This is a genomic window from Pseudaquabacterium inlustre, assembly GCF_038066595.1.
Classification (GTDB): Bacteria; Pseudomonadota; Gammaproteobacteria; order Burkholderiales; family Burkholderiaceae_C; genus Pseudaquabacterium; species Pseudaquabacterium inlustre.
Genome location: NZ_JBBUTH010000001.1, coordinates 229,008 through 244,057, shown reverse-complemented (window position 1 = coordinate 244,057; position 15,050 = coordinate 229,008). Strand labels below are relative to the sequence as shown.

The 15,050-nt window shown below is 72.2% G+C and carries 15 protein-coding genes; 9 read left to right on the top strand and 6 right to left on the bottom strand.

Annotation, left to right across the window (positions count from 1 at the left end):
* The first annotated feature begins 76 nt into the window (after positions 1-76).
* From AACH10_RS01180 to AACH10_RS01170, 3 genes are all read left to right on the top strand, one after another.
* Positions 77-1,810 (top strand): methyl-accepting chemotaxis protein, encoded by a 1,734-nt coding sequence (locus AACH10_RS01180; protein ID WP_341408517.1) that lies wholly within the window; start codon positions 77-79, stop codon positions 1,808-1,810.
* Between the two features lie 156 nt (positions 1,811-1,966).
* The gene (locus tag AACH10_RS01175; RefSeq protein WP_341408516.1) at positions 1,967-2,716 is read left to right on the top strand and encodes a DnaJ domain-containing protein; all 750 of its coding nucleotides are present in this window, start codon (positions 1,967-1,969) and stop codon (positions 2,714-2,716) included.
* A 70-nt stretch (positions 2,717-2,786) separates the two neighbouring features.
* On the top strand, positions 2,787-3,155 hold the full coding sequence (locus AACH10_RS01170) for a hypothetical protein (protein ID WP_341408515.1): 369 nt from the start codon (positions 2,787-2,789) through the stop codon (positions 3,153-3,155).
* Between the two features lie 39 nt (positions 3,156-3,194).
* On the opposite strand, the gene AACH10_RS01165 is transcribed toward AACH10_RS01170, so the two are convergent.
* Positions 3,195-3,704: a copper chaperone PCu(A)C gene (locus AACH10_RS01165; protein WP_341408514.1), complete on the bottom strand. Its 510-nt coding sequence runs from the start codon at positions 3,702-3,704 to the stop codon at positions 3,195-3,197.
* 208 nt (positions 3,705-3,912) lie between these two features.
* Here AACH10_RS01165 and plsY point away from each other — a divergent pair, with 208 nt between their 5' ends.
* Genes plsY through AACH10_RS01150 form a run of 3 tightly spaced genes read left to right on the top strand, consistent with a single transcriptional unit; the run spans position 3,913 to position 5,448 of the window.
* Positions 3,913-4,668, top strand: a complete 756-nt coding sequence (plsY, locus tag AACH10_RS01160) for a glycerol-3-phosphate 1-O-acyltransferase PlsY (RefSeq protein WP_341408513.1) — start codon at positions 3,913-3,915, stop codon at positions 4,666-4,668.
* 3 nt (positions 4,669-4,671) lie between these two features.
* Entirely contained in the window at positions 4,672-5,016 is a 345-nt protein-coding gene (locus tag AACH10_RS01155) for a RidA family protein (RefSeq protein WP_341408512.1), read from the top strand.
* Between the two features lie 39 nt (positions 5,017-5,055).
* Positions 5,056-5,448: a glutaredoxin family protein gene (locus AACH10_RS01150; RefSeq protein ID WP_341408511.1), complete on the top strand. Its 393-nt coding sequence runs from the start codon at positions 5,056-5,058 to the stop codon at positions 5,446-5,448.
* 19 nt (positions 5,449-5,467) lie between these two features.
* On the opposite strand, the gene AACH10_RS01145 is transcribed toward AACH10_RS01150, so the two are convergent.
* Together AACH10_RS01145 and AACH10_RS01140 are read right to left on the bottom strand one after the other, a co-directional pair.
* Positions 5,468-6,100, bottom strand: coding sequence for an L-threonylcarbamoyladenylate synthase (locus AACH10_RS01145; protein WP_341408510.1), 633 nt, complete (start codon positions 6,098-6,100; stop codon positions 5,468-5,470).
* A 69-nt stretch (positions 6,101-6,169) separates the two neighbouring features.
* A complete protein-coding gene (locus AACH10_RS01140) occupies positions 6,170-7,036 on the bottom strand; it encodes a 3',5'-nucleoside bisphosphate phosphatase (RefSeq protein ID WP_341409187.1) in 867 nt (288 codons plus the stop codon).
* A gap of 132 nt (positions 7,037-7,168) precedes the next feature.
* Here AACH10_RS01140 and AACH10_RS01135 point away from each other — a divergent pair, with 132 nt between their 5' ends.
* Both AACH10_RS01135 and AACH10_RS01130 read left to right on the top strand, forming a co-directional pair.
* Entirely contained in the window at positions 7,169-8,623 is a 1,455-nt protein-coding gene (locus tag AACH10_RS01135; protein ID WP_341408509.1) for a sigma-54-dependent transcriptional regulator, read from the top strand.
* A complete protein-coding gene (locus AACH10_RS01130) occupies positions 8,608-10,683 on the top strand; it encodes a sensor histidine kinase (RefSeq protein ID WP_341408508.1) in 2,076 nt (691 codons plus the stop codon). The genes AACH10_RS01135 and AACH10_RS01130 overlap by 16 nt, the downstream gene beginning before the upstream one ends.
* Here AACH10_RS01130 and AACH10_RS01125 read toward each other — a convergent pair.
* The 3 genes from AACH10_RS01125 to AACH10_RS01115 form a co-directional block, all read right to left on the bottom strand.
* Complete coding sequence (locus tag AACH10_RS01125; RefSeq protein ID WP_341408507.1) at positions 10,674-11,921, bottom strand: nucleoside recognition domain-containing protein; 1,248 nt, start codon at positions 11,919-11,921, stop codon at positions 10,674-10,676. The two genes, AACH10_RS01130 and AACH10_RS01125, sit on opposite strands and share 10 nt — an antisense overlap.
* A gap of 100 nt (positions 11,922-12,021) precedes the next feature.
* Positions 12,022-13,014 carry a Bug family tripartite tricarboxylate transporter substrate binding protein gene (locus tag AACH10_RS01120; protein WP_423228553.1) on the bottom strand — a complete coding sequence of 331 codons (993 nt, stop codon included), beginning with the start codon at positions 13,012-13,014 and terminating at the stop codon, positions 12,022-12,024.
* A gap of 10 nt (positions 13,015-13,024) precedes the next feature.
* Positions 13,025-14,062, bottom strand: coding sequence for a CDP-6-deoxy-delta-3,4-glucoseen reductase (locus AACH10_RS01115; RefSeq protein WP_341408505.1), 1,038 nt, complete (start codon positions 14,060-14,062; stop codon positions 13,025-13,027).
* A gap of 79 nt (positions 14,063-14,141) precedes the next feature.
* Here AACH10_RS01115 and AACH10_RS01110 point away from each other — a divergent pair, with 79 nt between their 5' ends.
* Positions 14,142-15,047: an SDR family oxidoreductase gene (locus tag AACH10_RS01110; protein WP_341408504.1), complete on the top strand. Its 906-nt coding sequence runs from the start codon at positions 14,142-14,144 to the stop codon at positions 15,045-15,047.
* The last annotated feature ends 3 nt before the right edge of the window (positions 15,048-15,050 follow it).

Genomic DNA, 15,050 nt, shown 5'->3' with positions numbered 1-15,050 from the left:
GCATTTCGTTTGCCGGCCGTGCCGTCCTGCCTGTGCGGGCGCGCGGCTCCTCTGTCCGCTAGAAGACCGCTGCCCCATGGACCATCTCCGAAACTTGCGCATTGGCGCCCGCCTGGGCCTCGCATTCGCCAGCGTGCTGGTGCTCACCGTGCTGCTGGGCGTGTTCGCCACGCTGCAGCTGGCGCGGGTCAACCAGACCTCCACCGACATCGAGCTGAACTGGCTGCCCAGCGTGCGCGGCACCGCGGCCATGGCCATGTTCGTGTCGGACCTGCGGGTGGGCGAGCTGCAGCACATCCTGTCCACCGACGACAAGGCGATGGCCGGCTGGGAAGCCCAGATGACCGGCCTGCTGCAGAAGCTGGAGAAGGAGCGCTCGGCCTACGAGAAGCTGATCTCCAGCCCCGAGGAGCGCCAGCTCTACGACCGTTTCAAGGGCCTGTGGACGGCCTACCTGGCCGAGCATGACAAGGTGCTGGCCCTGTCGCGCCAGAACCGCAACGAGGAGGCCACCACGCTGATCCGGGGCGAGTCGCAGAAGCGCTTCGAGGAACTCGACGCCGTGCTCGACCAGCTGATCGCGTTGAATGCCAAGGGCGCCGACGATGCCAGTCGCCAGGGCGACGTGCTGTATGCCAATGCGCGCCTGTGGGTGATGGCCGGCCTGGTGCTGGCGGTGGGCCTGGGTGGCGGCCTGGCCTGGTGGGTGACGGGCTCGCTGACCGGCCCGATCGCGCGTGCGGTGACCGTGGCCCGCACCGTGGCCGCGGGCGACCTCAGCGCCCACATCGACGTGCAGGGCCGTGACGAGCTGGCCGAGCTGCTGTCGGCGCTCAAGAGCATGAACGACAGCCTGGTGGACATCGTCAGCCAGGTGCGCCTGAGCAGCGATTCGATCGCCACCGGCTCCTCGCAGATCGCCAGCGGCAATGCCGACCTGAGCCAGCGCACCGAGGAACAGGCCTCCAACCTGGAGCAGACCGCGGCGTCGATGGAGCAGATGACGGCCAACGTGCGACAGAGCGCCGACACCGCCAGCACCGCCACGCAGCTGGCCCAGTCGGCCAGCCAGGCCGCCGGCCGCGGCGGTGAGGTGGTGGGCCGCGTGGTGACCACGATGGACGAAATCAGCGCCAGCTCGCGCCGCATCGCCGACATCATCGGCACCATCGACGGCATCGCCTTCCAGACCAACATCCTGGCGCTGAACGCGGCGGTGGAAGCTGCGCGCGCGGGCGAGCAGGGCCGCGGCTTCGCGGTGGTGGCCGGCGAGGTGCGCACGCTGGCGCAGCGCAGCGCCGACGCGGCACGCGAGATCAAGGGCCTGATCCACCAGAGCGTGGAGAAGGTATCGGCCGGTGCGCAGCTGGTGTCCGAGGCCGGCGCCAGCATCGGCGACGTGGTGCACCAGGTGCAGCGCGTGGCCGACATGATCACCGAGATCGGCGCCGCCACGCAGGAGCAGTCGCAGGGCATGGGCCAGGTCAACGAGGCCGTGACCCAGCTCGACCAGGTGACGCAGCAGAACGCCGCGCTGGTGGAGCAGAGCGCCGCCGCCGCCGAGAGCCTGAAGCAGCAGGCCGGCAAGCTGGCCGCGCTGGTGGGCACCTTCCGCCTGGCGTCGGCGCGCGGTCTGCCGGCTGCGGTGGAGGTGCTGCCCGCCGCCACGCGCCGGCCCATGCCGTCGGCGGCGCCGGCGGTGCGCCCGCAGGCCGCGGTGCGTGCCGCACCGGCGCCCGCGCCCGCGCCCGCGCTTGCCCTGGCCGCGCCGTCGGCCAGCAAGGCCGAGGCCGACTGGGAAACCTTCTGACCCGCTGCGGCCCCGGCCCGGCGCCCCTGTGCAGGGCTGCACGGGGGTATCAGCCGGGTGACTGGCCGGGTGACTGGCGGGGTGAACCGGCGCACTTCCGGCTCAAGTTGTGGCGCCAGCTGCCGATGAGAGGCGATCCTCCCCGAGAAACGCAGCATGACCGCGCCCACCGACCTGCCGCACGACCCCCTCGACGTGGCCCCCGGTGGCGCGGCGCCGGACAACCGCCGCAACCTCTACCGCGTGCTGCATGTGCAGCCCGAGGCGCCCGCGGCCGTGATCCAGGCCAGCTACCGCACGCTGATGCAGCGCCTGCGGCTGCACCCCGACCTGGGCGGCAGCCATGCCGAGGCGGCGCTGGTGAATGCCGCCTGGCAGGTGCTGGGCGACCCCGAGCGACGCGCTGAGTACGACCGCGAGCTGCGCCGGCAGACCGAGGCCGCGCGCGGCCTGGCGCCGCTGGCGCCCGAGCCGGCACTGGCCGGCCGGCCGTGCCCGCTGTGCGCGCTGCCGGGCCCGCACCATCCGCGGCCCGACAGCCGCTGCACGCGCTGCCACGCGCCGCTGGCCGCGCTGCCGGTGCCCGGTAGCCAGGCGCACGAGCTGCTGGGCCGGCGCGGCGCGGTGCGGCGCGACAAGCACCATGTGGCCAGCCTGCAGGTTGGCTGGCCCGGCCAGCCGGTGCCGGTGCGCTGGCGCGACCTGTCGCTGACCGGGTTGAGCCTGTACACCCCGGCGGCCCTGCAGCCGGGCCAGCGCGTGCACCTGATCGACGGCGCGCTGGAGGCGGTGGCCGAGGTGGTGGACAGCCACCGCGCCCAGGGCCCCTGGCACCTGATGCACGGCCGCCTGATCAGTGCGATGCTGCTGCAGCCCACCGGCGTGTTCGTGTCGGCGCGGGCCTGAGCGGGGTGGCCGCCTGGGCGGGCGGCTGTGGCATGATGCCGCCCCTTTGCCGAACCGCCGCAAGCGCACCATGGACCTGAAGCTGCCGATCACCATCCACGACGAACTCGCCGACGAGGTGATCGAATCCAAGGGCATGCTCGACCTGGCCAGCGGCGAGATCACCCAGGTCAAGTACGTCGACTTCGACATCGAGGAAGAGGGCTTCCCCGCCGAGAGCGAGGACTACGACTTCACCTGCGGCACGCTGTCCAACGGCAGCAAGGAAGTCGAGTTCCGCATCGAGGTCGACGTGGTCGGCCGCACCTACTCGATCACCCCCAGCGAACTGCTGGAGCTCAAGGGCCGCGCCGCCAAGCTGTTCTCGGCGCCCCCGGGCGGCCACCCGGTCGACGAGCCGGCGCGCAAGCCGGCGGCCAAGAAGCGCAGCCCGCGCTGACCCGGGGCTGAACCGGCGCGCCGGCCTGCCGCCGCGCCGTCAGTTCTTGTTGTGCATGCCGTGGTGATCGTGGCCGGCGCCCGAGGCGGCGCCCATGCCACCCATCGCGCGCACCGCGGCCTTCACGGGCACGGTTTCCTTCTTGCCGTCCTTGCCTTCGACCACCAGCGAGAGCTCGACGGTGTCGCCGGCCTTCAGCGGCGCCTTCAGGTCCATCAGCATCACGTGGTAGCCGCCCGGCTTCAGCGCCACCGGCTTGCCGGCGGGCAGGGGCAGCCCTTCAGTCAGCGCGCGCATCTTCATGGTGTTGCCGTCCATGGCCATCTCGTGGATCTCGACCACACCGGCGGCCGGCGAACTGGCCGACAGCAGCTTGCCGCCGCGGGCCGAGGTGATCTGCATGAAGGCCCCGGTGGCCTTCTGCTGGGCCACCACGCCACGCACCCAGGCGTCCTGCACGGTGGTCTGGGCGGAAGCGGACAGGCCGGCCAGGGCCAAGGCGGCCAGTGTGGCGGCCGGGCGCAGCCAGTGGGCATGGAACAGGAACATGGTCGATCTCCAGGCAGGGTGCCAGACAGTTGGGAACGCGCCGGCCGGTGCCGGCAGGCCGCCAGCATACGTGGCGCCGGCCCCTGTCCCGGTGGCGCGTGATCCGGGGGAGCGCGTCGCCGGCGGCCGGCGGCGGCTGTAACGCCGCCTTACACTGAAGCATTGCCAGCGCCGTGTGGCGGCGCTGCCCCCTCGAAGTCTCGATGCCATGGATGCGATCCGTCCCCACCTCGACCTGATCTACAGCTACGCGGCGATGTTCGTCGCCTACCTGATCGGCTCGCTGTCGTTCGCGGTGATCGTCAGCAAGCTGATGCGCCTGCCCGACCCGCGCACCTACGGCTCCAACAACCCGGGCGCCACCAATGTGCTGCGCTCGGGCAGCAAGAAAGCCGCCGCGCTGACCCTGCTGCTGGACGCGCTGAAGGGCTACGTGCCCACGGCGCTGGTGTCGTACTACGCCGCCGATTTCGGCCTGGTGGACGCCACCATCGCCTTCGTCGGCGTGGCCGCGTTTCTGGGCCACCTGTACCCGGTGTTCTTCAAGTTCAAGGGCGGCAAGGGCGTGGCCACCGCGCTGGGCGTGCTGCTGGCGTATGAGCCGATGCTGGGCGTGGCCACGCTGATCGTCTGGGTGCTGGTGGCGGCGATGTTCCGCTACTCGTCGCTGGCGGCCATCATCGCCTCGGTGTTCGCCCCGTTCTTCACGCTGATGTTCTTCGACCGCCCGGTCGTGGCGCTGGCCGTCACGATCATGAGCCTGATGCTGATCTGGCGGCACTGGCGCAACATCATGAACCTGGTCGCCGGCAAGGAATCGAAGCTGGGCGCCAAGCCCGACGAGTCCGGCCGGGGCCGTCGCCGGCACCGCCGCCATCGCCTGCATGTCGAGGCACCCGACACCCGCGCGCCGGGCGCCCAAGCCTCCTCTTCGTCTTCATCTTCTTCATCCAAAGGAAACTGATCCATGGTCCAGCGTTTCGATGTCGGTGCCCGCATGTCCGAGATGGCCGTGCACAACGGGGTGTGCTACCTGGCCGGCCAGGTGGCCGTGGGCGCCGCCCCCACCATCGAGGAGCAGACCCGCGAGGTGCTGGCTGCCATCGACGCGCTGCTGGCCCGCGCCGGCAGCGACAAGACCAAGATCCTGCGCGCGCAGATCTTCCTGGCCGACCTGGCCGACTTCGCCGGCATGAACAGCGTGTGGGAAGCCTGGGTGGTGCCCGGCCACACGCCGCCGCGCGCCACCGTGCAGGCCGCGCTGGCCAAGCCCGAGTGGAAGGTCGAGATCGTCGTCACCGCGGCGCTCTGACCGCACGCGGCCGGCGCCGTCCTCGCCGAGTCTGAGCGCATGGCCGAACCCACCGCCCCCGGCACCCCGCCCGCCGGCTCACGCCGCTCGCTGTGGGTGGCAGCGGCACTGGTGCTGGGCACCTCGGCGGCCCTGTCCTGGTGGCAGCAGCACCGCGACGGCGCGCTGGGCCGCGAACTGGCGGCCGTGGCCCGGCCGGGCGACATCCGCATGCTGTCGTCCGTGACCTGCCACTACTGCACCCAGGCCCGCCTGTGGCTGCAGGCGCAGCAGGTGCCGTTCACCGAATGCTTCATCGAGCGCGACGCGGCCTGCGACGCGCAGTTCCGCGCGCTGATGCAGCCGGGCACGCCGGTGCTGCTGGTGCGCGGCCAGGTGCAGCTGGGCTTCAGCCCGCAGCAGTTGCGCGACCGGCTGGCCCAGCCGGGTTGACCGGGCCGGGTGCGCCAGGTCAGTCGACCGACAGGCCCAGACGGGCCAGATCACCGCGGCCGGCGCGCACCACCACCGGCTCGTCGCCGGTGAGGTCGATCACCGAGGTGGGCGCGCGCTGGCAGGCGCCGGCATCCACCACGGCCTGGATGCGCTTCTCGAACTGTTCGCGGATCTCCTCGGGATCGTTCAGCGGCTCGGTCTCGCCCGGCGGGATCAGCGTGGTGGCCAGCAGCGGCTGGCCCAGCTCGGCCAGCAGGGCCTGGGTGACCGCATGGTCGGGCACGCGCAGGCCGATGGTGCGGCGCGACGGGTGCGACAGCCGCCGCGGCACCTCCTTGGTGGCTTCGAGGATGAAGGTGTAGGGCCCCGGCGTGGCCAGCTTCAGCAGCCGGTACTGCTTGTTGTCGACGCGGGCGTAGCTGGCCAGCTCCGACAGGTCGCGGCACAGCAGCGTGAGGTGGTGCTTGTCGTCGACACCGCGGATGCGCCGCAGCGACTCGGCCGCGGCCTTGTCATCCAGGTGGCACACCAGCGCGTAGCTGGAGTCGGTGGGCACGGCCGCTACGCCGCCGGCGTGCAGGATCTGCGCGGCCTGGCGCAGCAGGCGGGCCTGCGGGTTCTCGGGGTGGACTTCGAAGTACTGCGACATGCGCGGGGCCGGTGATGTGCCCTCACACTGTACGCCCGTGCCGCCGGTCGCCGGGCCAGCGCCGAACCCTCAGGCGCGGGTACGGTTCACCCGGTGCGCCAGCGCCATCCACACCGGCGTCAGCGTGCCCGGCAGGTCGGGCAGGGCGCCCAGGTCGGTGCGGCTTTCCTCGGGCGAATGGAAGTCGCTGCCGCGCGAGGCGGCCAGGCCGAACTCGCGCGCCATGTCGGTGTACTTCAGCGTGTCGGCCTGGCCGTGGCTGCCGGTCAGCACCTCGACGCCGCGCCCGCCATGGGTGTGGAACTCGCTGAACAGCGCGTACTCGGCGCTCGGGCTGAAGGGGTAGCGGCCCGGGTGGGCGATGACCGCCATGCCGCCGGCAGCGGTGATCCAGCGCACCGCGTCGCCCAGCCCGGCCCACTGGTGCGGCACATAGCCGGGCTTGCCGGGCTTCAGGTAGTTGCGGAACACCATGCCCATGTCGCTGCACACGCCGGTCTCGATCAGCCAGCGTGCGAAGTGCGTGCGGGCGATCAGGTCGGGGTTGCCGGTGTAGGCCAGCGCGCCTTCGAAGGCGCCCGGGTGCCCGGCGCGGGCCAGCCCCTCGGCCATGGCGCGGGCGCGCTCGATGCGGCCGCCGCGGGTGCGCGCCACGCCGGCGGCCAGGTCGGGGTGGTCGGCGTCGAAGCCCAGGCCGACGATGTGCACCGTCTCGCCAGCAAAGCTGACCGACAGCTCCACGCCGGTGAGGAAGTCCAGGCCCAGGTCGTGCGCGGCTTCGGCGGCCTCGGGCAGGCCGGCCAGTTCGTCGTGGTCGGTCAGCGCCCACAGCTGCACGCCCTGGGCATGGGCGCGCTCGGCCAGCGCGCCGGGGCTCAGCGTGCCGTCGGAGCAGCGCGAGTGGCTGTGCAGGTCGGCATTGGTCAACGGACTCAGCGGATTCAGCGGGCTCGGCGTGGGCGCAGGCGAGGACGCGGCCGGTGGGCGGGTGGTGGATTCAGACACGCCCGCATTGTCACCGGCGGGCGCTGCCCAGCGCGGCGCAGGGCGTTTCTACAATGCCGCGCCATGGTCCCCCGCGAGCTTGCCGAACCCTCTGCCACCGTGCGCTGGCCGCTGGCCGCCGTGCTGGTGGTCGACGACGAGCCGGGCATGCGCAACTTCCTGGAGAAGACGCTGGCCAGCCGCGTAGGCCAGGTGCTGTCGGCCGAATCGGCCGAGGCCGGCGAGGCGCTGCTGCAGCGCCACCGCGTCGACCTGGTGGTGCTGGACATCGCGCTGCCGGGGCAGAGCGGCATCGACTGGCTCAAGCAGCTGCGCGAGCGCGGCTTCGGCGCCGAGGTGGTGCTGATCACCGCCTTTGCCGACCTCGATACCGCCATCGAGGCGCTGCGCGCCGGCGCCAGCGACTTCATCCTCAAGCCCTTCCGTGTGACGCAGATCGTCAGTGCGCTGGAGCGCGGGCTGGAGCGCGCCTCGCTGCGGCGCGAAAACTTCGTGCTGCGGCGCAGCCTGTCGCGCCAGCAGCAGCCGGCGGCCGATGCGCTGGTGGGTGATTCGATCGCCATGCGCGGCCTGCAGGCGGCGCTGCACCGCGTGGCGGCGGTGCACAGCACGGTGCTGCTGAGCGGCGAATCGGGCACCGGCAAGGAGCTGGCCGCGCTGGCCCTGCACCGGCTGAGCCCGCGCGCCGACGGGTCCTTCGTGCCGGTGAACTGCGCCACGCTGTCGCCCGAGGCCATCGAGATCGAGCTGTTTGGCCAGGCCTGGCGCCATGCCGGCACGCCGCATCCCGAGCCCGGCGACACGGCGCAGCCGGGCCGCGACGGCCTGTTCGTCTATGCCCAGGGCGGCACGCTGTTCCTCGACGAGGTGGGCGAGCTGCCGCCGCGCCTGCAGGCCACGCTGCTGCGCGTGCTGGAGGAGCGGCGCATCCGCCCGGTGGGCGGCGAGCAGGAGGTGCCGGTGGATGTGCGCATCGTCGCCGCCACCAACCGCCGCCTGGCCGACGAGGTGGCGGCCGGGCGCTTCCGTGCCGACCTGTACTACCGGCTGCAGGTGGTCGAGATCAACCTGCCGCCACTGCGCGCGCACAAGGAAGACATCGCCGCGCTGGTGGCGCACTTCGTCGCCACGCTGGCACCGCGCCTGGGCGTGGCGCCGATCGAGGTCACGGACGACGAGCTGCACTACCTGCAGCAGTACGACTGGCCGGGCAATGTGCGCGAGCTGCGCAACCTGGTGGAGCGCTCGCTGATCCTGGGGGCGCTGAACGTCTCGGCGCTGTACCAGGGCCTGGCCCGGCAGGACAAGGCCGGCGGCCCCTACGCCGGCGCGGCGGCGGGGGCGGGCGTGGGGGCGGGCATGGGCGGTGGCCGGCCCACCGACCTGCAGACGCTGGAAAAGCAGCACATCCAGGCCGTGCTGGCCGCCGTGGACCAGGACAAGACCCGCGCCGCGCAGTTGCTGGGCATCTCACGCCGCACGCTGGAACGCCGGGTGGCCGAGTGGGGCGCGGGCTGATCGCAGCGCCCTGGCGCGACTTCGGCGCCTGGCCCATCCGCCGCAAGCTGCAGGCGCTGGCCCTGCTGCCGCTGCTGGGCGTGCTGCCCTTGCTGGGCCTGGTGCTGCTGGCCTGGGGCGACGCGGCGGTGGACCGTCTGCTGGTGACCAAGGCACGCTCTGACCTGGCGGTGGCGCAGGGCTACTTCGAGCGCGTGCAGGGCGAGGTGGCGGCCAGCACGCGCGCGGTGGCCGAATCGCAGGCGCTGCACGAGGTGCTGCGCGGTGTGTTGCGCGGGGCGCTGCAGCCAGCCCCGGTCAGCGACGCCGCGGTGCGCGCGCTGCTGCTGCGCATCCAGGCGCGCGAGGGGCTGGACTTCATCAACCTGCGCCATCCCGATGGCCGGCTGTGGGTGGGCGATGGCGAAGCCGACGGCGGTTCGGGTCGCGAGGCCGCGGCCCCGGCCCTGCCGCCGGCCGACGAACGCGTGCAGGCCAGCGTCGCCATCCTGTCGCCCACCGAGCAGGGTCTGCTGCCGTTGGCGCTGCGCCAGCGCGTGGCGGTGGGCCTGCTGAGCACGCGCGCCGCCCAGCCCAGCGACCGCCAGGTGGAAGACCGCGCGATGGTGCTGCGCGCGCTGGCCCCGGTGCGCGACGCGCAGGGCCAGGTGCTGGCCTGGGTGCAGGCCGGCCTGCTGCTCAACCGCAACCTGCCCTTCATCGACCACATCAATGCCATCGTCTACCCCGAGGGCGCACTGCCCTTCGGCAGCCAGGGCACGGCCACGCTGTTCCTCGACGATGTGCGCATCTCCACCAATGTGCGCCTGTTCGGCGACGGTCAGGGGCAGGGCGGCGAGGCGCGGGCCATCGGCACGCGCGTGTCGCAGGCGGTGCGCGAGGCGGTGCTGGAGCGCGGCAACCTGTGGCTGGGCCGTGCCTTCGTGGTCAGCGACTGGTATGTCTCGGCCTACCAGCCGCTGCACGACGCGCAGGGCCGGCGCGTGGGCATGCTCTACGTGGGCTTTCTCGAGCGGCCCTTCACCTGGCTGAAGTGGGGCGTGCTGGCCGGCATCGGGGCGGTGTTCTTCGGCGTGATGATCGCGGCGGCCGCCGCGTCGGCACGGCTGGCGCGGCGCATCTTCCGGCCCATCGAGCAGATGGACCGCACGATGCAGCAGGTGGAGGCCGGCACGCTGGGCGCCCGCGTGGGCGATGTGGACAGCGGCGACGAACTGGGCGCGCTGGCCGGCCACCTCGACCGCCTGCTCGAGACGCTGGCCGAGCGCAACGCCCAGCTGCAGCGCTGGAATGCCGAGCTCGACGCCAAGGTCACCGAGCGCACCGCGGCGCTGGCCGCCGCCCAGCAGCAACTGCTGCGCAGCGAGAAGATGGCCACCGTGGGCCAGCTCACCGCCAGCATCGCGCACGAGGTGAACAACCCGATTGCGGTGATCCAGGGCAACCTGGACCTGGCGCGCGAACTGCTGGGCCCCGATGCGCGCAAGGTGGCCGACGAGCTGCGCCTGGCCGACGAGCAGATCGAGCGCATGCGCCTGATCGTGACCCAGCTGCTGCAGTTCGCCCGGCCCAACGAATACGCCGGCTACGTGGAGGCGGTGGACCCCGCCCGCGCCATCGACGACAGCCTGGTGCTGGTGAGCCACCTGCTGGCCAGCAGCCGCATCGCGGTGCAGCGGCACTTCGAGACCACGCGGCCGGCCGGCATCAACCGCCAGGAACTGCAGCAGGTGCTGGTGAACCTGATGGTCAACGCCATCCAGGCCATGGCCGGCGGCGGCACGCTGACGCTGGCCACGCGCGACTGGGCCGACGACCAGGGCCGTCCCGGCGTGCTGCTGGAGGTGGCCGACACCGGACCGGGCCTGGACGAAGGCCTGCTGCGCGAGCTGTTCCAGCCCTTCGTCACGCGCAAGAAGGACGGCACCGGCCTGGGCCTGTGGATCAGCCGCGGCATCGTCGAGCGCTACGGCGGCGACATCCGCGCGGCCAACCGTGCCGAGGGCGGCGCGGCGATGCAGGTGCTGCTGCTGACCGAGGGCGGCAGACCTCAGCCGTAGAAGGCGTAGCCGATCAAGATCGCGCCCACCAGGCCGACGGCGTCGGCAAACAGCCCGCAGGCCAGCGCATGGCGGGTGCGGCTGATGTTGACGCTGCCGAAATACACCGCCAGCACGTATAAGGTGGTCTCGGTGGAGCCCTGGATGATGGACGCCAGCTTGCCCTGGAAGGAATCGACGCCGTAGGTCTTCAGCACGTCCACCATCAGGCCGCGTGCACCGCTGCCCGACAGCGTCTTCATCAGCCCCACCGGCAGGGCGGGCACGAAGCGGTCGTCCAGGCCCAGCGCGCGCACCGTGGCGGCGATGCCGTCGATCAGCCAGGCCATGCAGCCGCTGTGACGGAACACCGAGATCGCCACCAGCATGGCCACCAGGTACGGGATGATCTGCACCGCGACGCCGAAGCCCTCCTTGGCACCGTCGACGAAGGCCTCGTAGACGTTCACGCGCCGCAGCGCCCCGGCGGCCACGAACAGTGCCACGATGGCCAGGATGCAGCCGCTGCCCAGCAGGCCGATGCGCTGAGCCATCACGGCCGCTGGCAGCGGTGCCAGCCAGGCCCACAGTCCGCCCATCAGCGCCGCGAAGCCGCCGAAGAAGGCCGCCACCGGCCAGTTCAGCAGGCGGATGCGCTGCACCCAGGCCACGGCCAGCAGCCCGGCCACGAAGGACACGAAGGTGCCCAGCAGCGTGGGCAGGAAGATGTCGGCGCCGTTGAAGCCGGCCAGGCCCTGCTCGGCCGCCATGGCCTGGCGGATGGCGATCACCGAGGTGGGGATCAGCGTGATGCCCGCGGTGTTGAGCACCAGGAACATGATCATCGGATCGCTGGCCACGGCCTTGTCCGGGTTGATCTCCTGCAGCTCGCGCATGGCCTTCAGGCCCAGCGGCGTGGCGGCGTTGTCCAGCCCCAGCATGTTGGCGCTGACGTTCATCACGATGCTGCCGCCGGCCGGGTGGCCAGGCGGGATGCCGGGAAAGATGCGCCGGAAGAACGGCGCCATGCCGCGCGCGAACAGGCCGATGACGCCGGCCCGCTCGCCGATCTTCATCAGGCCCAGCCACAGGCACATCACGCCCACCAGGCCCAGCGAGATGTCGAAGCCGGTCTTGGCCGCGTCGAACAGGCCGGTGAGCACACGGGTGGCGGCATCGGCCTGGCCCTGCGCCACCTGCACCGCGGTGGCCAGCAGGCCCAGCAGCACGAAGGCGATCCAGACGAGGTTCAGCACCATGACTGCGCGCTGGGGTCGCAGCGGGTCTCAGGCCCGCCCGGCCGCCCGAAGGGCCTGAGCGCCCCCTCGGGGGGCAGGAGCGACGCGACGTGGGGGCACGTCAATCCACCGTCGCGCCGGAGGCCTTGACCACCGGGCCGTACTTGGCCAGCTCGGCCTTCACGAAGGCAGCGAACTGCTCGGGCGTGGTGGGCGAGGGCTCGGCCATCAGCTGGGCGAAGCGGGCCTTGGTGTCGGGCGCGTCCAGCGCGGCCGTGAAGGCCTTGTGCAGGCGCGCCAGCTCGGGCGCGGGCAGGCCGGCCGGTGCGAACAGGCCGAACCAGGTGCCCACGTCGAACTGCGCCAGGCCCAGCTTGGCGCCGGCCTCGGCCACGGTGGGCACCTCGGGCAGCGCGGCGCTGCGGCGCGTGCCGGTGACCGCCAGCGCCTTGAGCTTGCCGCTCTTGATGTTGGCCGAAGCCGTGGCCAGGTTGTCGAAGTTCAGGTCCACCTGGCCCGACAGCAGGCCCAGCTGCGCCGGGTTGCCGCCGGCGTACGGGATGTGCACCATGAACACGCCGGCCTGGGCCTTGAACATCTCGCCGGCCAGGTGACCGGCACTGCCGTTGCCGCCCGAGCCGTAGTTCAGGCGGCCGGGGTTCTTCTTGGCGTAGGCCACCAGGTCGGCCAGCGATGCGATGTGCAGGCGTTGCGCCGCTTCGGCGTTCATCACCAGCACATTGGGCACCTGCGCCACACGGGTGATGGGCGTGAAGTCGCGGATCGGGTCGTAGGGCAGCTTCTTGAACAGCCAGGGGTTGATGGCATGCGTGGCCACCGCGCCCATCACGATCGTGGTGCCGTCGGGTGCGGCCTTGGCCGCCAGGTCGGCGCCCAGGTTGCCGCCGGCACCGGGCTTGTTGTCGACCACCACGGTGCCCAGCGAATCCTTCACCGCGGCGGCCAGCGTGCGCGCGGCGATGTCCAGCGGGCCGCCGGGCGGGTAGGGCACGATCAGGCGGATGGGCTTGGGCGCGGGCTGGGCCGCGGCGGCCCCGGCCAGGGTACACAGGGCCAGGGTGGCCAGCAGCGAGCGGCGCGGCAGGAAAGACATCGGCATGGGCTCAGGCCGCGGGGTTCTTGTCGGCTTCCGACGTGAACGCGTCGGCGAAGAACGCGTCGGCCGGCAGCTGGCACTGCGCCGTGAAGTCGCGCTGCGCCGCATCCACCATCACCGGCACGCCGCAGGCATAGACCTCGTGGCCCGACAGGTCGGGCAGGTCGGCCATCACGGCCTGGTGCACGAAGCCGGTGCGGCCGGTCCAGGCGTCGTCGGCGGTGGCCTCCGACAGCACCGGCACATAGCGCAGGTTGGGCAGTTCGGCGGCGGCCTGCACCGCCCAGTCGTGCATGTACAGGTCGGCCTTGCGGCGCGCGCCCCAGTACAGCACGGCCGGGCGCTGGCTGCCGCTGGTCTTGAGCTGCTCGATCAGCGCCTTGATCGGTGCGAAGCCGGTCCCCGAGGCCAGCAGCACCATGGGCTTGTCGCCCTCGCGCAGGAAGAAGCTGCCGAACGGGCCTTCCATGCGCAGGATGTCCTTCTCCTTCAGCGTGGAGAACACCACGTCGGTGAACTTGCCGCCGGGCATGTGGCGGATGTGCAGCTCGATGCTGGGCGGCTCGCCGACGTTGGTGGGCGCATTGGCCATCGAGTAGCTGCGGCGCGAGCCGTCGCGCAGCAGGAACTCGACGTACTGGCCGGCGCGGTACTGGAAGCTCTGGTTGGCCGGCAACAGCATGCGCAGCAGCGCCACATCGGCCGTGGGCTTGCTGATGGCCAGCACGCGGGTGGGCATCTTCAGCACCGGGAACTCGCCCGCGCCGGGCACGCTGCGCGCCTCCACGGTGCAGTCGGTCTGCGGCGTGGCGCAGCAGGTGAGGATCATGCCGGCGGCTTCTTCCGCCTCGCTCAGCGCCTTCAGCTGGTGCGCGCCGTGGATCACGCGGCCGTCCATCAGCTTGCTCTTGCACGAGCCGCAGGCGCCGTCGCGGCAGCCATAAGGCAGGCCGATGCCCTGGCGAATGGCGGCGGCGAGCACGGTCTCGTCGCGTGCCACATCGAAGGCGCGGCCGGAGGGCTGGAGCGTGACGGTGAAGGTCATGGTGAAGGCGGGGCTGGGGAGGCGTGCGAACTACACTGAACCCGCCATTTTGCCTGCCCCTGCCCAAAGCCCACCGACCATGACGCCCACACCCCGCCACCGCCGACCCACGCTGCTGGTGGTGGGCTGCGGCGATGTGGGCCTGCGCGTGCTGCGCCTGCTGGCCGGGCGCTGGCGCCTGCTGGCGCTGACCAGCAGCCCGGCGCGCTGCGCCGAGTTGCGTGCCGCCGGCGCCGTGCCGCTGGTGGGCAACCTGGACGATGCCGCCAGCCTGCGCCGCCTGGCCGGCCTGGCCGATGCGGTGCTGCACCTGGCGCCGCCGCCAGGGCAGGGCGCCACCGACACACGCACCGCGCACCTGTTGCAGGCGCTGGCCCGCGGCGTGGCGCGCGAGCCCGGGCGGCTGAAGCGCCTGGTCTATGCCAGCACCACCGGCGTGTACGGCGACTGCGCCGGCGCGCGCTTCGACGAGACCCGCACGGTGGCCCCGGCCACCGACCGCGCGCGCCGCCGCGTCGATGCCGAGCGCCAGGTGCGCCGCTTCGGCCGCGAGGTCGGCGTGGCGGTGAGCATCCTGCGCATCCCCGGCATCTACGCGCCCGACCGGCCCGGCGGCCACCCGCGCGAGCGCCTGTTGCGCGGCACGCCGGTGCTGGCACCCGAGGACGACGTCTACACCAACCACATCCACGCCGACGACCTGGCGCGTGCCTGCGTGGCGGCGTTGCTGCGTGGGCAACCGCAGCGCGTGCTGCATGCCAGCGACGACACCGAGTTGCGCATGGGCGAGTACTTCGATCTGGCGGCCCGGCTGTGCGGCCTGGCGCCGCCGCCGCGCGTGCGCCGGGCCGAGGCGGCGGGCCAGTTGTCACCGATGCAGCTGAGTTTCATGGCCGAATCGCGCCGGCTGCTCAACGGCCGGCTCAAGCGCGAGCTGCGCCTGGTGCTGCGCTACCCGACGGTGGTCGAGGGCCTGACCGGCTGAACG